Annotated in this window: 22 protein-coding genes and 1 tRNA gene; 5 read left to right on the plus strand and 18 right to left on the minus strand. The window is 36.6% G+C overall.

Features of this window, described 5'->3' with window-relative positions; translation table 11 throughout:
• Window positions 1–76 precede the first annotated feature (76 nt).
• From glmS to V4P54_RS02870, 5 genes are all read right to left on the minus strand, one after another.
• Complete coding sequence (glmS, locus tag V4P54_RS02850; protein ID WP_455477624.1) at window positions 77–1,900, minus strand: glutamine--fructose-6-phosphate transaminase (isomerizing); 1,824 nt, start codon at window positions 1,898–1,900, stop codon at window positions 77–79.
• 186 nt (window positions 1,901–2,086) lie between these two features.
• Window positions 2,087–3,436, minus strand: coding sequence for a bifunctional UDP-N-acetylglucosamine diphosphorylase/glucosamine-1-phosphate N-acetyltransferase GlmU (gene glmU / locus V4P54_RS02855; protein WP_455477625.1), 1,350 nt, complete (start codon window positions 3,434–3,436; stop codon window positions 2,087–2,089).
• A gap of 21 nt (window positions 3,437–3,457) precedes the next feature.
• Window positions 3,458–4,237 carry a cytochrome c biogenesis CcdA family protein gene (locus tag V4P54_RS02860; protein WP_455477626.1) on the minus strand — a complete coding sequence of 260 codons (780 nt, stop codon included), beginning with the start codon at window positions 4,235–4,237 and terminating at the stop codon, window positions 3,458–3,460.
• A gap of 46 nt (window positions 4,238–4,283) precedes the next feature.
• Entirely contained in the window at window positions 4,284–5,255 is a 972-nt protein-coding gene (locus V4P54_RS02865; protein ID WP_455477627.1) for a carboxypeptidase regulatory-like domain-containing protein, read from the minus strand.
• A gap of 60 nt (window positions 5,256–5,315) precedes the next feature.
• Entirely contained in the window at window positions 5,316–5,639 is a 324-nt protein-coding gene (locus V4P54_RS02870; RefSeq protein WP_455477628.1) for a HesB/IscA family protein, read from the minus strand.
• A gap of 124 nt (window positions 5,640–5,763) precedes the next feature.
• Between V4P54_RS02870 and V4P54_RS02875 the strand changes: the two genes are divergently transcribed.
• The 3 genes from V4P54_RS02875 to V4P54_RS02885 all read left to right on the plus strand — a co-directional run bounded on the left by V4P54_RS02875 (window position 5,764) and on the right by V4P54_RS02885 (window position 11,199).
• Window positions 5,764–6,978, plus strand: coding sequence for a deoxyguanosinetriphosphate triphosphohydrolase (locus V4P54_RS02875; RefSeq protein WP_455477629.1), 1,215 nt, complete (start codon window positions 5,764–5,766; stop codon window positions 6,976–6,978).
• A gap of 41 nt (window positions 6,979–7,019) precedes the next feature.
• The gene (argS, locus tag V4P54_RS02880) at window positions 7,020–8,777 is read left to right on the plus strand and encodes an arginine--tRNA ligase (RefSeq protein ID WP_455477630.1); all 1,758 of its coding nucleotides are present in this window, start codon (window positions 7,020–7,022) and stop codon (window positions 8,775–8,777) included.
• Window positions 8,778–8,979: 202 nt separating this feature from the next.
• Window positions 8,980–11,199 carry an SPOR domain-containing protein gene (locus tag V4P54_RS02885; RefSeq protein WP_455477631.1) on the plus strand — a complete coding sequence of 740 codons (2,220 nt, stop codon included), beginning with the start codon at window positions 8,980–8,982 and terminating at the stop codon, window positions 11,197–11,199.
• Between the two features lie 93 nt (window positions 11,200–11,292).
• Here the strand turns inward: V4P54_RS02885 and V4P54_RS02890 are convergent, their stop codons facing one another.
• Window positions 11,293–11,598 carry a hypothetical protein gene (locus tag V4P54_RS02890; RefSeq protein WP_455477632.1) on the minus strand — a complete coding sequence of 102 codons (306 nt, stop codon included), beginning with the start codon at window positions 11,596–11,598 and terminating at the stop codon, window positions 11,293–11,295.
• A gap of 289 nt (window positions 11,599–11,887) precedes the next feature.
• Between V4P54_RS02890 and V4P54_RS02895 the strand changes: the two genes are divergently transcribed.
• Window positions 11,888–12,994 carry a branched-chain amino acid aminotransferase gene (locus V4P54_RS02895; protein ID WP_455477633.1) on the plus strand — a complete coding sequence of 369 codons (1,107 nt, stop codon included), beginning with the start codon at window positions 11,888–11,890 and terminating at the stop codon, window positions 12,992–12,994.
• A gap of 89 nt (window positions 12,995–13,083) precedes the next feature.
• Here V4P54_RS02895 and glpX read toward each other — a convergent pair whose 3' ends face one another.
• Both glpX and V4P54_RS02905 read right to left on the minus strand, forming a co-directional pair.
• Entirely contained in the window at window positions 13,084–14,070 is a 987-nt protein-coding gene (gene glpX / locus V4P54_RS02900; RefSeq protein ID WP_455477634.1) for a class II fructose-bisphosphatase, read from the minus strand.
• Window positions 14,071–14,182: 112 nt separating this feature from the next.
• Window positions 14,183–15,499 (minus strand): homoserine dehydrogenase, encoded by a 1,317-nt coding sequence (locus tag V4P54_RS02905; protein ID WP_455477635.1) that lies wholly within the window; start codon window positions 15,497–15,499, stop codon window positions 14,183–14,185.
• 485 nt (window positions 15,500–15,984) lie between these two features.
• On the opposite strand from V4P54_RS02905, the gene V4P54_RS02910 reads away from it, so the two are divergent.
• Window positions 15,985–16,059: transfer RNA gene (locus V4P54_RS02910), tRNA-Glu, on the plus strand.
• A 119-nt stretch (window positions 16,060–16,178) separates the two neighbouring features.
• Here the strand turns inward: V4P54_RS02910 and V4P54_RS02915 are convergent.
• The 10 genes from V4P54_RS02915 to V4P54_RS02960 form a co-directional block, all read right to left on the minus strand.
• Entirely contained in the window at window positions 16,179–16,526 is a 348-nt protein-coding gene (locus V4P54_RS02915; protein ID WP_455477636.1) for a helix-turn-helix domain-containing protein, read from the minus strand.
• 52 nt (window positions 16,527–16,578) lie between these two features.
• The gene (locus tag V4P54_RS02920) at window positions 16,579–17,274 is read right to left on the minus strand and encodes an AAA family ATPase (RefSeq protein WP_455476577.1); all 696 of its coding nucleotides are present in this window, start codon (window positions 17,272–17,274) and stop codon (window positions 16,579–16,581) included.
• The gene (locus V4P54_RS02925) at window positions 17,183–17,518 is read right to left on the minus strand and encodes a hypothetical protein (RefSeq protein WP_455476578.1); all 336 of its coding nucleotides are present in this window, start codon (window positions 17,516–17,518) and stop codon (window positions 17,183–17,185) included. The genes V4P54_RS02920 and V4P54_RS02925 overlap by 92 nt, the downstream gene beginning before the upstream one ends.
• A gap of 53 nt (window positions 17,519–17,571) precedes the next feature.
• On the minus strand, window positions 17,572–18,555 hold the full coding sequence (locus V4P54_RS02930; protein ID WP_455476579.1) for a tail fiber domain-containing protein: 984 nt from the start codon (window positions 18,553–18,555) through the stop codon (window positions 17,572–17,574).
• A 2-nt stretch (window positions 18,556–18,557) separates the two neighbouring features.
• A complete protein-coding gene (locus V4P54_RS02935; RefSeq protein WP_455477671.1) occupies window positions 18,558–18,908 on the minus strand; it encodes a hypothetical protein in 351 nt (116 codons plus the stop codon).
• Between the two features lie 74 nt (window positions 18,909–18,982).
• Window positions 18,983–20,440 (minus strand): hypothetical protein, encoded by a 1,458-nt coding sequence (locus V4P54_RS02940; RefSeq protein WP_455476580.1) that lies wholly within the window; start codon window positions 20,438–20,440, stop codon window positions 18,983–18,985.
• The gene (locus tag V4P54_RS02945; RefSeq protein ID WP_455476581.1) at window positions 20,440–21,138 is read right to left on the minus strand and encodes a phage adaptor protein; all 699 of its coding nucleotides are present in this window, start codon (window positions 21,136–21,138) and stop codon (window positions 20,440–20,442) included. Before V4P54_RS02945 ends, V4P54_RS02940 begins: the two co-directional genes overlap by 1 nt.
• Window positions 21,139–21,378: 240 nt before the next feature.
• Entirely contained in the window at window positions 21,379–21,624 is a 246-nt protein-coding gene (locus V4P54_RS02950; protein WP_455476582.1) for a hypothetical protein, read from the minus strand.
• A gap of 31 nt (window positions 21,625–21,655) precedes the next feature.
• The gene (locus V4P54_RS02955) at window positions 21,656–22,792 is read right to left on the minus strand and encodes a N4-gp56 family major capsid protein (protein WP_455476583.1); all 1,137 of its coding nucleotides are present in this window, start codon (window positions 22,790–22,792) and stop codon (window positions 21,656–21,658) included.
• 99 nt (window positions 22,793–22,891) lie between these two features.
• On the minus strand, window positions 22,892–23,809 hold the full coding sequence (locus V4P54_RS02960; protein WP_455476584.1) for a hypothetical protein: 918 nt from the start codon (window positions 23,807–23,809) through the stop codon (window positions 22,892–22,894).
• Between the last annotated feature and the right edge of the window lies 1 nt (window position 23,810).

Below are 23,810 nucleotides of genomic sequence, written 5' to 3' on the forward strand. Positions count from 1 at the left end.
TTACAAAAAATAAATAATTATTACACTACTATCACGTATAAATTCCCTCATATATTTTCGTTTCCTCAATTATTTTTCACTCAACAGTAACAGATTTTGCCAAATTACGGGGCTGATCAACATCTGTTCCCAATAAAACAGCTGTATGGTACGCAATCAATTGAATAGGTAAAGCATAAATAATAGGCGTAATAAATTCCAAAACATCTGGCAAAATAATAACTGACAAAGAATCAAAACAAGCTGCTTCAGCTCCTCTTTTATCAGTTATCAAAATAATACGACCATTGCGTGCCGTTACCTCTTTCACATTAGAAAAAGTCTTTTCAAACCACCTATCATAAGGTGCAACGACAATAACTGGCATAGTCTCATCCACAAGCGCAATTGGGCCATGTTTTAACTCACCAGCTGCGTAACCTTCAGCGTGAATATAAGAAAGCTCCTTCAGTTTAAGTGCGCCCTCCAAAGCAATAGGATAAGAGGTCCCGCGCCCAAGGTAAAGAACACTTTTTGCGTTTATCAAATCACGACAAATATATTCAATTTTGTCATTTAGCTTTAACACCTCACTTAAAATCCTCGGAATTTCCGCCAATTGCTGAACAAATTGGTGTTCTGTATCCTCTGAAAGATATCCACGTTCCTTAGCAGCACCAAGCGCCATTGCAGCAAGAGTTACCAATTGACAAGTGAAGGCTTTTGTTGAGGCAACACCAATCTCCGGTCCCGCTAATGTTGGCAAAACAAAATCAGCTTCCCTTGCCATCGTTGATTGCCCAACGTTCACAATTGTCACTGTCTTCACATTATTCTCACGACAATAACGTAAAGATGCCAACGTATCAGCTGTTTCACCAGATTGAGAAACAAACACAGATACCATGTCTGAAGTTACAGGTGGTTCACGATATCGAAATTCTGAAGCTACATCATTCTCCACATTTAAAGCAGCAAAACTCTCAAACCAATAGCGTGCGACTAAGGTTGAATAATAAGCAGTACCACAGCTTGCAAAAAGCAAGCGATTAACCTTTTTCCAATCGATAAAATCTTTTTGTGAACGAACAGTATAATTACCAAGATCAAAATAGTGTGCCAAATTATGAGAAATAACTTCAGGTTGTTCAAACATTTCCTTATGCATGAAATGGCGGTGATTACCTTTAGAAACCAATAAAGATCCATCAAATAATGCTATAATAGGACGTTTTACAGGTTGATTATCTTCATTGTAAATTGTCACACCTTCCCGCGTAAGAACAGCCCAATCACCATCTTCCATATAACTTATATGATCTACAAAAGAAGCCAAAGCAATTGCATCCGATCCAACAAAAAAATTATTTTTTCCATAGCCAATTGCCAATGGCGGACCAAAGCGAGCGGCAATCATCAGATTATCTTCACCTTTAAAAATAAGAGCAATAGAAAAAGCACCCCGCAACCTTTTCCAACTTGTACGCACCGCTTCCTGTGGAGAAAGACCGCTTTTTAATGCACGCGTTACTAAATGAGCAATAACCTCTGTATCCGTCTCCGTTTCAAAGATGCAGCCATCCTCAACGAGTTCTTTTTTTAATTCTATAAAATTTTCAATAATACCATTATGAACCACCGCAAGTCGTTCAGTCACATGGGGATGAGCATTTCGCTCTGAAGCACTCCCATGAGTCGCCCAGCGTGTGTGGCCAATTCCTAAATTTCCTTTTAAAGGTGTTTTTTTTAATTTTTTTTCTAAGTGGACAAGCTTACCTTCAGCACGCACACAAAAAAGATACCCATTATGCACTGTTGCAATACCAGAAGAATCATACCCCCTATACTCTAGACATTTTAAACCATCAATCAAAGAGGATGCAACACTCTTATTTCCAAGAATTCCGATAATTCCGCACATCAAAAAGCTCCAACTTACATCCCAGTTTCATATAACCCCACACAGCAACTACGCCACTTTCACTGAAAGCACCAAAAATTATTTATACAAAAAATTTATACCAAACTACGATATAAGCTATACTTTAAAATTGGCCTCACACACAATAATTAGATCATCATAAAGACAAAAATAGATTGAGAATGATTACTTTTTTTGTTTACGCACTGATAAGCGCGCACGCAATTTCACTGCACGATCCTCCTTTATAACTTGTCGTGCACGCCCAAAAGCTACACTGTTCGCGGGAACATCTTCAGTGATAACGCTTCCTGAAGCAATGTAGGAACCATCCCCTATAATCAACGGAGAAACAAGCGCTGAATTAGAACCAATGAAGGAATTATCACCAATTGTAATTCCATACTTATGAAAACCATCATAATTGCAAGTAATAGCACCAGCTCCAACATTAGTGTGTGCACCAATTTTTGCATCACCAACATAGCTTAAATGATTAATTTTTGTATATTCTCCTACTGTAGCTTCTTTAATTTCACAAAAATTTCCAATCTTTACCGACCGTGCAAGATTTGTTCTGGAACGCAAACGCGCATAAGGCCCAATTTGCGAATCCGAACCAATGACAGACCCTTCTAAATAACTAAATGCACGAATAACTGCACCAGACTGCACTTTCACTCCCAACCCAAAATAAACATTTGGTTCGATAACCACCCCAGATTCAATTTCTGTATCATAAGAAAAATAAACGCTCTCCGGTTTGAGCATGGTAACTCCAGACAACATTAAATCACGCGCTTTACGCTTTTGCCATAAAGAATCAGCCTCAAAAAGTTCAAAACAATTATTGATCCCTATAATATTGTTGAAAGGAACTTCAACAACACGAACCTCTAATCTCTCATGCGAAGCAATAGAAATAATATCTGTTAAATAATATTCTTTTTTAAAATTATTATTCTTAACCTTATCTAAAAGAGGAAGTGCGTACTTACCATTAATAGCAAATATGCCCCCGTTGCAAAATGAAATATTTTTTTCTTCATCGCTGGCATCTTTTTCTTCAACAATCGCAATAAGTTTACCATTTTTTTCAATGAGACGCCCATAACCTGTTGGATTCTGAGTATGAAAACCAGCGACAACAACATCCGCTCCAGTGGCAAGCTGAGCACGAATCTTCACCAAAATATCTGACTGTATCAAGGGAGTATCACCAAAAACAACAAGCACATCATCTACCCCTTTTTGCAAAATTGAGCGAGCAGATAAAACAGCATTAGCCGTCCCTAAACGTTCCTTCTGTTCAAAAATCATAACATTTTTTGCAAATGATTGAACAACTTCGGCAACAGCCTGAGCACCAAACCCAACAATAACTGCCAACTGTGAATCACCTGCAAATTTTATTTGCCTCAAGACGTGGCATACCAACGGCAATCCAGCAATTTTATGAAGTACCTTAGGACAAGAGGACTTCATGCGAACTCCCTCACCCGCTGCGAGAACAATAGAAAGACAACTTCTAGACATAAAAATACTTAAAATTAAAGATTAACAAAGGAAATTCATCATATCATGCGAATGAAGAACTGCAACCTCACTCGGGAAAGAATAATTTTCTAAAAGCAAAAATGAAACAGTCTGCATAGAATCTGTCAAAAACAAAATCCCAATCGCTACAAGAAAAATACCAATAATTTTTTCTATTTTCCCTAAATGAACACGGAAAATTCCTAAAAATCTCACAAAACAACTAGAAAACAAAGCTGCCAGTACAAAAGGCACCCCAAGACCTAATGCGTAAACAGCCAAAAGCACAGCTCCCTCTCCTACAGTTTCCTTCATTCCAGCAAGCGTTATGACAGGTCCCAAAATTGGACCTATACACGGCGTCCACCCAAACGCAAAGGACAAACCAATAATGTAAGCTCCTAACGGTCCAGAAGCTATTTTACGCGTTTGAAACCGCACTTCGCGAGATAAAAAAGGAATCTTTAAAAGACCTAAAAAATTTAAACCAAAAATTACAATGATAATTCCAGCGAAAATAACAAACCAATCACGATAATAACCAACAAATTTACCAAGCGTACTTGCACCGGCACCTAAAGCAACAAAAACTGTTGTGAAACCAAATACAAAAGCAATAACAGAAGATAAAAGTGTCAAACGTATAGGTACTGTTTTATGAGATTTCTCCGAACGAAAATCTTCAATCCCAATTCCTGCCATGTAGCACAAATAAGGAATAACCAACGGAAAAACACACGGTGAAAAAAAAGACAATGCACCAGCAAAAAATACACCAATTGTTGAAATCTCTAAAATCAAAACTGTAAATCCATTTTCAATAACTATTTGCCTACATTAAAAATTGTCAATCTTTTAGTACACTACCTGTCTGCATATTTTGTGTGTTTGCGATCACATTCACATCCTCATCATGACCAGAGATAACAGAAAAAACTTTTTGATAAATTTGATCTTTATTTTTAGCAATCGCAATATACTGTCCCTCAACTAAAATGAGCGCAGCATAAGCACCAACTGTCTCATAAATAATATCCCCAGAATCGTTTGTAATGGACCAACTCGTATCTGCAAGCGCTTCCCCTCCTTCTTGGCGTACTAACTTTAAAACAATTTGAGCAGCTTGATGCTCAAGACTCATTTCAGTAATTTGACTCGTATCTACTTGGATATCCGAACGTACGACAGCATTAACAGAGCCATAATGAGATACAACATGATAGTGGCCAGCTTCTAAACGTACAATTGATTGAGGTTTAATATTCGATAAAATTACACCAGTTTCATCGTTCTCTTTTGCATCCTCATATATAGTGAAACGCAATTCATTTTCGTTAATAACACCATTAAGTAGTGTAGCATTTAAAATAACACCACCAGCATTAAGATCAAAGTTCTTTACAAGACGCTGCCCACTTTCCAAGTTTACACGCTGCACCGCACTTGCGTGACCAAATGAAACATGAACAAGATAACTTCCTGGTTCTAAATCAAAACACGCACTCCCCCCTTCAAAGGTTTCAATCAGTGGCAATTTACCATCAATCCCTAAAATAGGAGCATAAATCCGCCATACAAGCCCCTTCATAATGTCTTCTTTGCTATTTATTAATCGAGCATGCAATGTTAGCTGTGCGGGGGAATCTAGGTGTTTTTTCTCACGATCTTGAACTTTTAAAACAAAGCCTGCTGATTGTGCCAACTTATAATATTGCCATTTCTTTCTCCCCTCAGAGAGGCCATAATCACAAAAAATCAATGAGACAAGTATCACATGTACCCACAAAAATTGCCGTAATATTTTAAAAAAAATTCTCATTCTGATATTGTTAACTAAAGCAATGGCCTTTTCAAGAAGCAATATCAAAAAACCATCATTTCAAATTGAAAAACTTATCCCGCAACCACACGACGAAACAGCATTGGGATTACGAATTTGAAAAGACTGTTCTATAATATTATCAACAAAATCAATTTCAGCTCCTTCCATGAAAGGAAGAGATATAGGATCAATCAGCACAACAGCTCCATCTTTTTTAAAAACGAAATCATCCTCACTACTTTTAGAAACTAAATTATATTTATAAGAAAAACCAGAACACCCACCCCCCTCAACAGAGATACGCAACCCTATCTTATCTGGTTCACTTAAAAGTATCTGTGCAATTCGCTTAGCAGCGAAATCCGAAATATTTATACCCATTACTTGATACATCCTTATTTTATATATCCTTGCATTAAACTATAAAAAAAGAGTATCTTAAATAAGTAATAACTTAGCAACAATAAACCAATATAAATTCAGATGAGAAAATGGGCAACTCACGATGAATAAAGGGGACATGAACTTCAATTATCAACTTCGAGCAACCTACAGCGCAAATCCACAAACTAGCCGCGGTAGACTTTTTCCAGAAACTGAAAACACCATCCTATCACTTTTTCAAAGAGATAAAAATCGTATTATACATTCTAATGCATTTCGGCGTCTTAAACACAAAACTCAAGTATTTATTGCTGATGAAAGTGACCACTGCCGTACTCGTCTTACACATTCGATAGAAGTTTCTCAGATCGCACGTACGTTAGCACATGTATTACGTCTTGATGAAGATCTTGCTGAATCTATTGCTCTTATTCATGATTTTGGACATACACCCTTCGGTCATGTGGGAGAAGAGGCTCTAAATGAGGTCATGGAAAATTATGGCGGATTTGATCATAACACCCAAGCATTCCGCATTGTAACAAAACTAGAACAACGTTATCCAAATTTTGATGGACTTAACTTAACTTGGGAAACTCTTGAAGGACTTGTAAAGCATAATGGTCCTCTCTCAGGTTCTCACGCTAAAAATAAAGACATTCCTTTAGATATTTTACAATATAATAAAAAACAAGATCTTAATCTTAATTGTTTTGCTGGATTAGAAGCGCAATGTGCTGCTATCGCCGATGATATTGCATATGACGCACATGATATTGATGATGGTTTACGTTCACATTTTTTAACAATTGAACAATTTGAAGATGTTGCATTAACTGCATTTTTACTAAAGGATATAAAACAAAAATATTCACAAATTAACCCAACTCAATGCGGTTATGAATTGGTACGTAGACAAATAACAGCTATGGTTGAAGATGTTATAAAACAATCACAAGAAAACTTATCATACATCAAGCCTCAAAGCATAGAAGACATTTATAATGCAAATCAAACCATTATCACGTTTTCTTCCACGATGGCTGCTTACGAAAAAGAATTGAAGCAGTTTCTCTATGAAAATCTTTATTATCATAATCAAATTATCACTAAACGCAATGAAGCAAAAAACATTGTTAGAAAACTGTTTGATTATTATTACCAAAATCCTAGTGAAATGCCCGAAAACTGGAAAAGCAAAACAACTAACTTAACTGATCACGAATTAGCACGTCTCATTGCTGATTTTCTATCTGGTATGACCGATAACTACGCTTTACATAAACATTATTATCATTTTGGTTACGTACCATCTTCATTTTGGCCATATAGATAATCTCATTTAATTTGATTTGAAATGCACTATGGAAATTGAATATGAATATTTTTAAAAACTTCGAGAAAAAAATTAAAAAAATACTCGAATCATCTGATATAAAAGGAAAAAATGGTTGTAATTTAGATTTATCTAAAATTACCGTTGAACCCCCACGTGATCCTTCACATGGAGATTTATCAACCAATGCAGCCATGGTACTTACAAAATCTACGGGACTTAATACACGTTCCCTTGCAGAAAAAATTGCAGAACTTCTTAGAAATGACCATTCCATTGATTGCATTGAAATTGCTGGTCTTGGGTTTATTAATATCAAGCTTACAAAATTGTTTTGGCAAAATACAATTAAATCTATCCTTGAATCTGGAACAGATTACGGTCGTATTCCAATTGGACAAGGGAAACGTATCAACGTGGAATATGTATCTGCAAATCCCACAGGTCCAATGCATGTAGGACATTGCCGAGGTGCTGTTGTTGGAGATGTTCTTTCTAACCTTCTACAATTCGTTGGCTACGACATCACAAAAGAATATTACATTAATGATGCTGGTGAACAAATTGAAACGCTCGCCCATTCTGTGTTACTACGTTATCGTGAAGCCCTTGGACAAAAAATTGATGAAATTCCAGAAGGACTATATCCTGGTGAATATTTAATACCATTAGGACAAACTCTTACTCAAGAGTTTGGTGATACATTACTCACCATGGATAAAGAAGAAGCCTTATCTATAGTGAAAGAACGCGCGATCAATGCAATGATGTCAATGATTCGAAAAGATTTGGCCACTCTTAACATTTACCATGACATCTTTTTTTCCGAACGAATACTCTATGAAAATAATGCACACGCCATCCGTAGCACAATAAACGACCTTACTTTGAAGGGTTACATATATAAAGGTAAATTGCCACCACCGAAAGGACAAAATGTAGAAAACTGGGAAGCAAATGAACAAACTCTATTTCGTTCAACTGATGTCGGAGATGATCAAGATCGTGTTTTGGTTAAATCTGATGGTTCTTACACTTATTTTGCTGCCGATGTTGCGTATTTTCGTGACAAATTTAACCGTCATTTCGATGAAATGATTTATATTTTAGGTGCAGATCATGCTGGCTATGTAAAGCGACTAGAGGCAATGGCAAAAGCAATTTCCGATGATAAAGCTAAATTGAGCGTCTTTTTATGTCAATTAGTAAAGCTTTTTCGCAATGGACATCCTGTACGCATGTCGAAAAGAGCGGGATCATTTATTACTCTGCGTAATGTTGTAGAAGAAGTTGGTTGTGATCCTGTGCGATTTATGATGCTATATCGTAAATGCGAAGCGCCTCTTGATTTTGATTTTGTAAAAGTAACAGAACAGTCAAAAGATAATCCTATTTTCTATGTACAATACGCAAGCGCACGTTGTTATTCGGTTTTTCGTCAAGCGAAAGACACTCTTTTCATTGAAAATTTTTCAAACAACACGATGATTGCATACCTCCATCGACTAACAGATGATAATGAAATATCATTAATACGTAAACTTGCTGAATATCCACGCACCATTGAACAAGCAGTGGTTCATAAAGAACCGCATAGATTAGCTTTTTATCTCTACGATCTCGCAGCAAAGTTTCATGCTCACTGGAATAAAGGAAGTGACAATCCAGACTTACGCTTTATTAAACCTGATGATAAAGAGTTGTCATTTGCCCGACTCGGATTAGTACAGGCAACTATAAATATTTTATCATCAGGTTTAAAAATTGTAGGAGTAGAAGCACCAACAGAAATGCGTTGAAAAAGTTCTACAAATGCATAAAATAAACTCTAAATTAAAATTATGTGTATGAAATGAGTTTCTGAATGGTTTTAGAATAATTGCTCTTTCAATATGCTTTTTCGTACATTCCTTTTGTAATAAGGAAAAGGTTATAATTTTGAAAATATGGTAAGTTAGAATTTTATTGCACCTAAATGCAAATCGTCATGTGAGAAAAATTATGAGCGATAACGATCGCAAAAATGCGCACGAAATAAACCAAGATCGTAAACGACATGATCCTTTAGAAGATCTTGCACAAATTTTTAACTCAAATAAACAAAATAAAAATCAAAGCTATCTGTCTCTTTCACAGACTGATCAGTCGGAATTTCAGTCTCCTGAATCTCTGTTTCATGATAGCGATTTTGATCTGCCTTTCTTGGAAGCAGAGCTTGAGAAGACTTTAACTGGTGATTTATCGTATGATGATCAAAATAAACAATTGGACTTAAAATCAAGTGGCAGTGCAACAATTTCAATGGATGAGGTGGGAATTACCACTCTTGATAATTCAAGGCAAAAGAGTTTTTTATCTAACGAAATACATTCTTCATCCATCGATCTTGATGAAGAAAAAATTTTAGATGCACTTTCTCCATTGCCTATTCAAAAAAATCAATCACCTCAAAATAAAATGGAGCAACCTCATATTGATCCTTTTTTTGAAGGAGATACACAAGATAACCAAATCTCCTATAATAGTTCCATAAATTATCCACATAAGATTCCAGATGACAGGAAAGAAAAGACGAAAGAAACTGCATCAATAGTTCAATCGCCATCCAATTTGGATTCAACAAAAGTCGATAAATCATTTGATGTAAAGGGCCTTACGCGAGAAAATCATGTTGCTGATCATCCTCAATTTTATGAAAAATTTTTTTTGAACCAAAAAGGTAATGCTGAAAAAAAATCAAAACACAACGATACCCACATTCGGTATTCTAGAAATTTTGAAAATCTTTCCGATCATAATAGCAAAAGGAAAACTTCGTATAATCATACTTACAAAAATTCTCCTCCTCCAAATGTTGATGTATACCAATTTACAGAGGAAGTCGTAGAACAAACTGGACCAATTATGGTTCCAGAAGTTCCATATGAAGCACCAGAGTGTGGTATGCCCTCTGATAGTTTAAGGGAAGAATTTGCTGATGTATTTAAAGTAGGAAATATTTCAGTGGAAGATTTTTCACAAAAAAAACAAAATGAAACCTTTGATGATTTTTTTCATCAGCATATGCAAAATCTTGAAAAAGATTCTCCTATGAATATTCAAAAACAGAACGATGATTATTTTTCTGCTCAGAATGCAGAACACTCTACTTCTTCTTTTCAAGAGAATTTGCCGTACGGAAATGTAGACGAAATATTTGCAAATAATGAATCATCTCTCGTCCAAAAATCTTTTATTTTTAATAATTTTTTGAAAAAAAGTGCTATTTTATTCATTTTGATTACGATTTGTTTTATCAGCTACTTTTACTTTTTTACCCCGTCACAACAAGCAGAGAATATACCAATTATTCGTGCTGATAGTGCGCCTTTTAAATTCAAGCAAGAAATCACTGAAACAGAAAATGATGATGCTCATAATTTAGACATTTATAAACAAGCAACTGAACAACGTGAAAAACAAAGAAATACACAGACATTTTTGGTTGATAACTCTGAATCTCCAGAAAGTTTAACAACATTAGAAAAACAAACATCTGAGAATATTTCATCCTCTTTATCAGATGAATCTGATGTTGAAAATGCAGTAGCAGAAGCCACTAATCAGACTGTACCAACACGAGAAGTACAAACTGTTATTGTAAATCAAGATGGGACGATTGCACTTACTCAAGCGCATAAAATGGATAAGGAATATACTGATGATTCTGAAACCATTGATTCAATTGCGATAGACGAGCCAAAAGACGAACCATCTATTTTTTCACAATTTTCTGACAGAAGTAACAAAGAGACAGAACATAACTCTTCGAACAATATTGATGCAATAATTTCCGAAAATTCTTCTGTCCCTGATATTAAGAAAAAAGCAAAAAGTTCATTTATACCAGTTCCCTATAAGCCAAAATTCATTTCGAGGGCAAAAACACACACTACTCCTCATCCAACCTCATCTCCCCAAACAACAACACAAAGTTTAGAAAGTTACTACGTGCAATTTGCATCTCAACCAACAGCTGAACTAGCCAGAGATTCTCTAAAAAATATAAAATCTAAGTTTCAATACATTATTGGTTCTCATCATTTAAACATTTATCCCGCTCTTATACCAGGAAAGGGAATATATTACCGTGTTCGAGTCCAAACTCAAAATCGCAACGAAGCTATAAGTCTTTGTGAAGAGGTAAAGAATTCCGGAGGTAGTTGTTTCATTACACGTTAAAAAAGTGTAATAACTTCAATGATCACTGCACTATTTCAATTAATGTTGATTGGTCTGTCTAAGATACCAAGACTACACCCATCTTTTATGTATTCACTTCAGGAGATCTTTTTCATGAAATACAGACGGTACCGTATCTTTATCGACAGGAGGCTGTGGGGGCATTGCATTCAAACTTTTTCTTGGTGTTATTACTGTTTGATCTGATCCTGTCGTAGAATGATTGGACGTACTGTCATACCTAGAAGATTTTTCAAAGAAATATCCTAAAATAAATAAAATAACAATGAATGTAAGAACAATAACAAGAATTCCCTTACCAATTAAATTGTGTTGTTCGCTATTCTTCTTTTCTTCAGTTGTGTGTTTCTCGTAAATTGGATAATTTTCATCAGTCATAATGAGTTCCTTTTATAAGTCTCCCTATTTAGTTACTTGTATACACATATGAAATCATTCATGATCTTATTTCAAAAAACGATTAATACATGTGAAGGTTCCAAATCACTTGATAAAAACTAAAAAAGATTATGAAAATACAATCAAAAAACACCTATTCAAGAGTTCTGTCCTTTAATTCTGCAATAAAATATTGACACAAAGAAGTTGCTGATAATATTGTAATTCTCTATTACTTTTTTAGAAATAAAAGCTATAAAAATAAGATATCTTCCTACAGGTTTTACTCATGGAATCTTTCGCACCGTCCCTTCCATTCAAAATAGAAAAGCACCAATCACCTCTACCTGATAAAGATCGTGAGGAAATTTTAAAGAATCCTGGTTTCGGTCAATTTTTTACTGACCATATGGTAACTATAGAATGGACAAAAGAAAAAGGTTGGCATAATGCAGTTATTTCTCAATACAAACCTTTTGAAATTAGTCCATCGAGTACTGTCTTGCATTATGCGCAAGAAATTTTTGAAGGATTGAAAGCATATCGTGCTAAAGATGGACGTATTCTATTATTCCGTCCTGATGCAAATGCACAACGTTTTGCAAAATCAGCTCAACGCTTAGCTATGCCAGAATTACCAAAAGACATATTTTTGAACGCAATTAATCAATTGATAAAAATTGATCAAAAATGGGTTTCTGATCAGCAAAATGCTAGCCTCTATATACGTCCATTCATGTTTGGTAACGAAAATTTTTTAAAAGTTCGTCCTTCTAAAGAATATATTTTTTGCATCATAGCGTCCCCAGTTGGATCGTATTTTCAAGGAGAAGAAAAGTCTGTCAGTGTATGGATTGAAACAAATTACAGCCGTGCTGGACCTGGTGGTACAGGTGATGCAAAATGTGGTGGGAATTATGCAGCAAGTTTGCTGGCTCAAGATAGCGCAGCGCAAAATAATTGCAGCCAAGTTCTTTTCCTTGATATGATTGAGCATAAATGGATTGAAGAACTTGGTGGGATGAATGTATGTTTCATTATGGAGAACAACACTCTTATAACCCCCCCGCTTAATGGCACCATCCTTCCAGGAATAACACGTAATTCGATTTTAAAACTGGCTCAACAAATGGGTTTAAGAATAGAAGAACGTCCTTACTCTTTTGAAGCATTAAAAAAAGACGCACAAAGCGGTCAACTTAAAGAAGCTTTTGCTTGCGGTACTGCTGCCGTCATAACGGCAATTAGCCGTTTCAAATACAAAGGTGGGGAATTTGTTATCGGAAATGAAACAATTGGTCAAATTACAAAACAACTTAGAACGCAATTAGTTGATCTCCAAAAGGGAAACAAAGAGGATAAAAATGGATGGGTGTACCCTGTTCAATTATCATAATGAAAAATTATTTCCTTAAACGTATCCTAAAGATCTTTCATAGGAAGTTTGTTGAAAATTTCCTCCTTGACTCTATGCAATTATTAATATCAATCAAATTTTGAGTAGTCTCTGTGCCTTGCTTTGATATTCCGGATTGTACCAGTATGTGACCGCATCACAATAGTTTCTGTTTGAATATAATGAGGAGTAAACTTAACACCAGAAAGCATGTTACCATCTGTAACACCAGTTGCAGAAAACAAAACATCGCCTTTCGCCATCTCTTCAATCGTATAAACTTTGTTTGGATCATCGATTCCCATTTTGTGTGCACGTACAATTTTCTCCTCTGTATCAAGCTGTAAACGTCCTTGCATTTGTCCACCAATACATCGTAAAGCTGCTGCAGCCAACACACCTTCTGGTGCTCCACCAATCCCCATATAAATATCAATTCCTGTTTCATCTGGATCAGTCGTATGAATAATGGCAGCAACATCACCATCTCCAATTAAACGAATTGCTGCTCCCGTTGTGCGTATTTCATCAATCATTTTTGCGTGACGTGGCCGATCCATAATACAAACAGTCACCTGATTAACTGCCACTCCCTTGGCTTTTGCAAGAGAACAAACATTGTCTACGGGACTCGCATCTATATCGACAATTCCCTTTGGATATCCAGGACCAATTGCAATTTTTTCCATATAAACATCAGGAGCATAAAGTAAGTTTCCTCTTTCAGCAATTGCAACCACAGCCAAAGAATTAGCAAGATTTTTAGCGCAAATCGTAGTTCCTTCAAGAGGATCAAGAGCAATATCAACCGCCAATCCATCTTGAAAACCTATCTTCTCTCCAATGTAAAGCATAGGAGCTTCATCACGCTCACCTTCACCAATTACCACAGTACCATCAATAGGCAAACGATTCAGTTCTTTACGCATCGCATCAACAGCAGCTTGATCTGCAGCCTTTTCGTTACCACGTCCACGCCAATGAGCCGCCGCAACAGCAGCACGTTCAGTTACACGCACTAATTCAAGAGTTAAAATACGACTAAGCCTACTTTGAGGTTTTTGCATTGCAACCATACGAAAAATCCTAGTAAAAAATATCAATATTCACTATCAAATGTTTAAAATAAAACTTTCTATAAAAGAAAAAAATAGCTCTCCACAGTTATTATACAACAAATTGCCGATTTTACACCATACGTTCAATACGAATAAACTGAGATCTAGCAACAAGATGACCATCTTTTTCAATAGATGCAAGTGCTTGCCGTACATTTACCTCTGTCGTTTCATGAGTTATTAAAATAATCGTTTTCGTTTTGCCAACTTGCCCTTCTACGAGGTTTTTTTGAACTATCGATTCCAATGAAATATGATTATCAGCCATGTGCCTCGCGACCGCGGCAAAAACACCAGCACGATCATAAACATTCAAACGAATAAAATAACCACCCGCATGATTGGTAATTTGTGCTTTTTTATGAGGAGAAAGCGCTAAAACAGGCATCCGTAGGGCAGAAACATACTGGAATCCAGAACTTGCTTTCGCTATATCAGCTAAGTCACTGATAACCGCTGACGCCGTCGCCTCTCCCCCAGCACCTGGACCAGAAAATATTAATTCACCTAACAAATCACTCTGAACAGCAAAAGCGTTAGTCACACCATGAATTTGTGCAATCATTGACGATATTGGCACCATCGTTGGATGAACACGTTGTTCAATTCCAGAATCGGTCTTTACCGAAACCCCCAATAACTTAATCCGATACCCTAATTCGTCAGCTGCACGGATATCAATCTGTGAAATATTACTAATACCTTCAACATAAACATCATCCAACGAAACCGAAGTTCCAAATGCCAAACTTGTTAATAAAGCTAATTTATGAGCAGTATCATTTCCTCCAATGTCAAAGGATGGATCGGCTTCAGCATAACCAAGCCTCTGTGCATCTGCTAAACAATCTTTAAATGAAAGACCTTCCGTAAACATACGTGTTAATATATAATTACAGGTTCCGTTCAGAATTCCATAAATTCGTGACACATGATTACCAACAAGCGACTCCCTCAACGCTTTTATGATAGGGATCCCTCCTCCAATAGCAGCTTCAAAATTAAGAAAAACACCTTTTTTCTCTGCTGTAAAAGCCAATTCCATTCCATATCTAGCAAGAAGTGCTTTATTTGCAGTAACAACATGATGTCCCGCTTCCAGCGCTTTCTTAACAGATTCATGCACAACATCTACTTCACCACCAATTAGCTCAACAAAAACATCAATTTCATGAGACGCAGCCATCTCTACAGGTGAATCAAACCACTTCACATAACTTAGATCCACTTTACGATCACGATCTTTATTACGCGCACTGACAGCAACAACTTTAATTTGTCGCCCACATTGGCAAGACAAACTACTTTCCTTTTCACGTAAAATTCGAATAACCGAACTGCCAACCGTACCAATACCTCCAATGCCAACTTTTAAAGCTTCTGTCATTATTCAAACTATCCATTTCTTATCTTCATTTTTAAAATATTCCTAAAATCATAAATAACACAAACAGCACCGATGAAAATCAGCATGGACATACCAATTACTCATACAAACCCTTGAAACAGGAAGCTTCATCTGTTGAATCAAAAACCATAAAAAACGCAAACAATCATACTTTTTAAAATTAATGCAAATAACATAACTTCATCAATGAAAGATTATTAATAAATGCTCCCCAAAGATCCCCGAATGTTTGACTACTAAACATTATGCTTCTTGTTGTATACGTTTTTTTTAACGTTGCAATATCAAAGCTACAACTATCTAAGGCAATGGAAACTATTAGACAATATCTTCTCCAAAAAATTGACTAATAATAGCTCAAATATATGTAAAAATAGTTCAATAAAATACACTTTTTTTTAAAAAAATTAAGCACAGGGCTTGCGAAGTAAAAAGATCCTCTCTATAAGCCTCATCACTGGTTTGCGCCCATCGTCTAGCGGTTAGGACGCCGCCCTTTCACGGCGGAAACAGGGGTTCGATTCCCCTTGGGCGTACCATTATACTTTTTGTTATAAATATCTTATTGATTTTATTAATATTTTATAGTGGTTCGGGATTAAAAAATAAGGTTAGGGAATAGGATTTTTGATCATATCTCTATAAACCACATTCTTTTTTACCAATTTTTTCCATTAATTCCTTCAATTTTTAAATCCTCTCGTAAAAGATCACTAATCACTTTATCAAACATACCTGTAGTTTGATGATTAAGTGAATCAGAACGGTTCATTGCAAAAATCTTCCGACAAGAATCAGCTTCTTTTCTTAAAAGGACTTCTATCTCTTTATCTAAAGCATATAATTCAATGATCTTTTCTTCCATGCCAACTGGTATAGACCTTTTGCCAATTTCTATAGAGGATAGAAAAGCTGACGAAATACCTAGTTTTTTAGACATATCGAAGAGACGCTCTAAGCGATCAATACGAAGCTCGCGTAAAATTTTACCAAATGATGTAAGCATCTGAACAAAGCTCTTATTATTTTAATTACAATCTTAAACCATAACTTTAAAATTATGAAGAAAACTTTGCATAAAGCTCGCTGATTTGTTTTACAAACTCTATAATCTGATTTCCTTTCCCCGCAAGCTCAGCAAGCTTATTCAGTTTGCCCATAATCAATTTAATACCTCCTTTTTTAACCTCATTAATACATAATTTTTGTATAACAGGATCAATACTTCTCGCCGCTCTGGGAGTTGGACTTAATTCGAAAAAATTTTCACAGATAATTTTAGATTCTTCAAAATCATTTGCCTCATTATACACGGAAAATAAATTGACAAGATTATTCTCATCAATGAGATAAGGAGAGTGCGTCGAATAAATTACTTTATTATGCTCTGCTTGTGGCAGATTTTGTAAGCAATTTAATATTTTTCCTTGTGGATAAATGTGTAAATTATTTGCAGGCTCATCTAATAAAAAAATTGTCCCATTTTTACTTCTATGCGTACGAATCTCTGTAAAAATTTTAAAACAAAAAAACCAACGAAATCCTTTACTTCTTTCATGCAAAGAAAAAGAATTACTCTCTGCTTTAATCTTTAAGCAAAAATCCGCAAAATCATTACTAGAATTACTATTGGATCTCTCTTCTTCAGGCACAAAGCTCTTGTTAAACTGAAGCGTATAATCCAGTAAAGAAGGCTCTTGGGGATTTAAATCCTCCATCGACGTAATTAGTTCTACTGGCTCTTTTTTTAACATCTTCTGTTCCTGTGTGAGAACCCCGAATAAGCTCTGCAAGACTGACTTTTTGTGAGTTATCGAATTTGTCAATATTTTCAAAAGGTAAAGTACTAAAAGCAACCTGCTCTAAAACACTAGGCTTATATTGTCCTGCTTTAACGTATTGAGAAGATATCTGTTGGTTTCGCGCTTGCTGCTCTAATATTTTGCGTTGCCGATCTTCTTCACGTTCTAGCTCGTTTAATTCTTCCTGCCAAAACATCACTGCACCCTTTCCATGTTAAAGCCAAGCTTGCTATAATCAACGTGCAGAAATCATGTTGCCTTATTCAAGAACACAGCCTTAGGATTTAATTTTAAAACTTCCTGTGCCATTACACCGCGATAGCGCTCTGGATGTCCCTTATAGTTGTACTCGTAGAGTTTATATCCATTTTTCTGCCCAATCTCTGTGATGTTTTCTTTCGCTCTTCTATCACTAAGCCCAGCAAACCCACCAAGAATACTTCCAATATTTCCAACAGTTTGCCATGGATTTGATTGCGAAGTAGACGTCGATTGTTGCGTTTGCGTTCCGTAATTCCCAGCAACAGCTCCTCCAGCTGCAAGCAACTTACTTAAATGATCCCAATCAAGGTTGTTCTGTTGTTCCCATTTTTGCCGATCTGCATCTAATTTCATTTGATTATTTGCATCAATCAAACTACCCCCAGTCAACGCATTTATATTTGCCTGACCTTGACCTTGAAAAAAGTTATTAGCACCCGCCAACTGGTTTTGATTTGCTTGATCAATAAGGCTGTTAGCATTCATCATGTTGTTGATATCTTGATTATGCTGAGACAAAGCTTGCGTTGCTACGCCTCCCAATTCGTTAGCAAGAACACCCATATGCGCACCTGAACCGTAGCGCCCCGCTCCTGCCAGTGAACTATTAATAGAGTTTGTTGCTTGATTTAATGTATTTTGCAGTGCTTCATTAAAGTAAGGATTATCTCCTACTTGCTGTCCAGAAGCCATATTACTTAGATTTTTGCTTGTTGAATTTTGCTCCGTAGCTAACCCATTCAAAGTGCTGTTATTATAATTATTAACATTATTGTTAAGCCCATTGATTGCGTTCATTGTTTGACTGCTTAAACCCGCAACACGATCACCATCATAAACATTTTTTCCGCTGCCTTGATTATAAAAATTCATTGCATCTTGAGCTGCATTTTCAAAAATACCTGTCGCCCATGCAGGTGGTGCATTTGTTTGTGTAGTATTTTGTTGGGCTGGTTTACTGCTTTTTCCCATATTTAAAGCTGCTTTCTATATTCTAAAAGATTAACAAAATATCCGTGAGATTTAAGAGATTTTTCCCACCCACGGCGACCTATAATGATAAGCTCTTTCGCCCCTTTTCCCCTATAATAGGCTTCAATATCAGAAATAGGTTGGGTTAAAGATTCTCCACCTTTCCCCCCAAGCGTTACAATCACCGCCCGCAGCGTACCAGTGACGAGTTTTTGTAATTGCGTTGTGACATGAGCCATAAAATTTTCATGCTCATCAACAATAATCCAAAGGATTTTTTCTCCCTTTAAAATGTCATTTAAAATAGTCTCTGGATTATAATCATCAGGGAATTTTTTATTAAAGTAAGATATTTATTTTATTACATGATCAAAATAAGGAGCCATTTGTTCAGCGCTCCATTTTTCTGTATTATAAATCTTAAAATTCATCTGATGCCTGCGGGTTTAAGCGTAACATCAAAACCCGTTATATGAGTCCACGGCGTGCCTTTTGGTATTCTAAGACGCAAAGCATGATAACGTGCTCGAGACCGAATATTATACATCCCGTTGTTATAGCCTGCGTAACGTTCCTTAGCCCAATTTAATTTATTTCTATTATCAATGATAAAAGCAGACCTAACACTTAAACAACCATCCATAGTATCAGTTTGAACAAAAGCCTCAGTCATAAGGTTTATCTGTCTGCCTGTATCTCCAACGGTTTGTGAAGCAATAACAGCTTCCATTGGAGAACCTGAAAAAAAGCCAAATCGATTGTCTTGAGTGAATGCTCCCAACACTGGTGCACCATTTTGCCATATTTTACTATCAAGAGAAGCAGGCAAATCTATAAGACGGTCTGCAACTTCATCTAGACCTTCTAATGTATAACCGGTTGCAAAGAGTGGAAATAAGAGAAGTTTCTGATCTTTAATGACACTCCATATTTGAAGAATCCAGTCATAAACATAAATATTCATTCCCATAACATCATCATTGATAGAAAAATAGACGCGTGAATATACTGGATCAATACATGCCTTCATGTCATCAATGGCAAAATTATTGTAAAGTGTAAAAATGGTTTTATCGACTTTGCCAAAGCCGATAGGCAGCATCTCACCTGCACTATTGATTTGATAAAAACCATCATCAGAAACAAAGAAAGTATAGTCTCCGCGACTTGCAATTGCCGTACTGCTTTTTGCCCCTACTTTATCTTTTATTTTTGCAAAGCTGAATATTATTTTAGAACCAGGCACAAAGGTTGCACGATAAATAGCCGATCGCATAAAAATAAGCGGATTGGTTGCTTCATTAGAACCTTGAACATATTCACCGTCTGGAAAATCTTGATAATCGCAATTTTTTTGTCCTACAGTCCAAAATTCAGCATCGTTTAAACCTGACCAATGAACACGGTTTGGCTTATCTGTAAGCTTCATCAAACAAACAAAATCACCCCATACACGCACAACACCAGCACGCGGAGGATTCCAGCCTAAATCACAAAATCTTTCATCCATTTTCAACGAAAGCATCTGTGGTGGATCGTTGCTATTAACGGCAATAATGTGATCGCCAAAGGAAGCAAAAGACCAAGGCGCTGTTTCATTAGCGTGGTATTCAGTGTTAAGCTTGCTTATATCTTTCCACCCACGTGTATTATTATCAAACTCATACAGTTTTGTTGGCGATACAACTATTATACGCACACCATTTAATAATCGTACAGCATAAACCCACAAGATTACATCAGGAAAAGAACTTGATGCTGGCACAACTGTCAGAAACGGAATATAAGATTGTGGAGCAGGCAAAACATTCACTATTTCATTAGAATAGTTGTTATTAATAAATGCAGTATCTGGTCTATATTCAGCAATAGGGATAAAAGTCATTAAAAATCCGTGTGTTGAATTTTGAATAAATTTTTGCGCCGCGAAGTTTCAATTTTAAGTGCATCTAATTGCTCTTGAAACATAGCGAAAGCTGCTGCTGCCATTTGTGGGTCTTTAATAATATTTGTATAAAGCTCATATTTTGCACGGGTTTTAATCAATTCATATGCTTCACAAAACCATATTGAGGTTTCTTGCATAGTCTCAATGTTTTTGACTTTTACAGGATCAAGAATGAGCCTAATAGAATAGGCACGATCTGGTATTGGATATAAAATCAGCTTTTGCTCAAAATAGGCATATCGTGTAGGCGTACCCTCATTAAAACTGTTATCCATATTCTCAATGAAAAGCGAGTCTACACGTAAAAGCTTTGATTTTATTTGATTATTTTCATGAATATAAGCATCAACAATACGCGTAGCATCTGCAATATAAGGATTTGCCTCCACTCCATAGCGGCGTTTTCCCTTTAGCGTTGCAAAAGTAACCTCGCGGCTTTCATTAAAATAAAATGGCAACCGTTCACAAAATCGAATAGCTGAAAATATCGCCTTTTGAACTTGGTCAACATATTCATTCGTTTGGTCATCTATTTCATCCTGAATATCACTTAATATTTGGGTGAAATTTTTTTCCTGAGGAACAACAGCTTCTTTTTCTGTAATGGGATCGCTTGTCTCTATTATTATTGCCATATTAGCCCTTTTCTAAACGTCTCAAGAAAAGCAAGGAACAAACGTTCCCACTTTTTAACGATTTGTATAAAACTCAACAATAACTTCTGCGTCACCTTTGGTGCTTTTTTTGCTTCGTGTCATATAAATCGTGTTTTCAAATTCTAATGGAACACACCGCTCAGCTAGAGGGATTTTAAGTTCTTCAATGTTAGGAGTTAGAAGTGTTGCATTGCCGTAATCATTGCTATTTGGCTCTTTTCAAAACTTGGCTGTAGCTCCTCCAAAATCGGTTAGTGTATAAACCGTAATGCTTTTGATAAAAGCATCTTGGGGTAAAGTGCCAATTTTCGTAACTAACCCACGATCAGTATATTTAACACGAGCTCGAAAGACGTTTACTTTTTGCGTATGAGTGTTACAACCTTGCAAAATAAGTGGCATTCCTTCATCAGTCATTGCGCTAATGCCAGAAGATGGACGTACAATAGGCTGTTGTTCTTCCATAATTTAGTCCTTTTCAATAAAGTTGGTCTTATTAGCTGGCTTCCGCAAAAGAAGGGATTACGATAGTGCCAAAATCTTGCCCCCCTTGATTAGAATGAGGCAAGGTGTAGCGTGACTTTTTCATGCCAATAATGGTTTTTGCAGCAACACCAAATTCGCGTTGATAATCAAACAGCTCTTCAACAAGTTTATAACGCGTTGCACCATTGCTTCCTGTTGTACCATTGCCAACACGTCCATAAGCCATGATAATGCTTTGTGCACCAAGCAAAACAGCACGTCGAACAGATGAAACAGGCTCTTGCGTTTTTGAATTGACACCATTAGGCACATGTTCTGCTTCACGCAAAATCACGCCGTTATACATTCCAAGAGAACCATCAAAAATTGGATTTTTAGCCCCTGAACCATCATAAGCCGCTTTGGTGATATCTAACCATTGTCCATCTTGTGTGTTCGTACGCAATTGGGTTACCTGTGTTGGATGTAAATACATGACGTAAGCTGATTTTCCATCAACACGAACAGGAGGCAAGCGCGGATTAGCGAGTTTAGCACGTTGCACAGCTACATCTATAAGAGCTAATTTAAAGGTGTCATCTTTTGTGAGTTCCTCATCCGTCTTTTTCCCATTTGGACGAATAACACGCAATTTGCTTGGCTCTGATGGCTCATTAAAACCATAATGCACTGGTTTAATTGTGATTGTGCGACCTTCAAACTGAATCCATGGTGCTGTATAGCCTGCTGCCTGAATAAAGAACATTAAACTCAAACGATCTGCATACCAATCAACAAGACCATCTTTTGCTTCTTGACGCAAATTAAATAAAATACGTTGCTGGTCAATCGTGCCTTCATATTTGACGCGCACAGCATGAGCAAGCTCATTGATGCGCACTGTTTCATTCATAAATTGAAGTGCTTCTTCATTGCCCTCTAGCGTTTGCCCCTCGCTCACACCATCACCCATAAGCTGAGCACGCAATCCACTTGTGATTGAATCACCAGCGGTTTTGCCTAATACATCCAAAACTTGAATAATGCTGTTTTTGTCTTTTCCCATCAGCGGAGCAATTTGCAACGCTTTTGAAGTCTCTGTATTTAGCATCTTAGCCCAAACGCCAACGGCTAATGGATCATTGAGCTTTACTTGTGTTACTGCCATTTCAAACAATGCCTTTCTTGGTTTTTAAAACTGCCTTGCGGCATAACCCAAGCGATAACAATCACTCGAATTATCTCTGCTGTTCCATTGCGTATTTCTTCACGCCCTGCTCATAATTTGTTCAAATTTTTCTGGATTTTTCTCAACCCATGCTGCAAATTCTTCTTCTGGCATGGAAAAGAGCGTTCTCGCATCAACGCCACCTATTGGAGCTTGTCCACTGCGCGCTGCCAATGTACGCGCTGCTGTGCTGCGCTCTTGAAGGGCTCCGACTTCATCACTCATCCCAATTTCATTTTTGATTTTTGAGCCATTATATCCAAAAGCTTTTGCTTTTTGCACAAGCATCTCAATTGGATTTATACCAGCTTTTTGACACTGCTGACATATTTGGCGCAGTTCAACACCAATTTGCTGTTGCCTTGCCATAGGGTCTTTCCATTGCGGATAGAGGCTTATTTGCGCTTGTAGTGAATTGTCTGCTATTTCATAGAGATAATCCGTGATATTATCTAAATCTGGATATTTATCCTGTACTTGTGCCTTTGCTGCCTCGAAATAATCCCCTAATTGCTGTCGCTCATGTTGCTCTTGGCTTATACGTGTTTGCTGTTCTCTCATATGAGAAAAATCATCAAGTACTTTCTGTTGCTCCAATACTTTTTGACTAAGCCATGCAATATGTGCTTTTGGATCATCTTCTAATGCAGAAACATTTTCATCAGTGTGTCGAGCAAATTCCTCCTGCATTGCAGCATATTTTTGCGCAAGCTCAATTGCTAGCTCATGAGACTGAGCAGCACTTTTCTCTGCCTTTTGGCGTGCTTGCCGCTCTTGCTCTATTGCTTCGTGAGTTAATTGCTGTTGAGACGATTCTGTGGGTGATTGTTCAGAATTTTGCTCTACATCAAAAACTTCTGCAACTTGTTCAGGTTCAACAATCTCAACATCGTGATTATCACCGACAAACTGCTCATCGTAGATTGCTTGTTCTTCAGGAGTAAATTGTTCTTCCATA

Source organism: Bartonella sp. B41 (genome assembly GCF_053795765.1).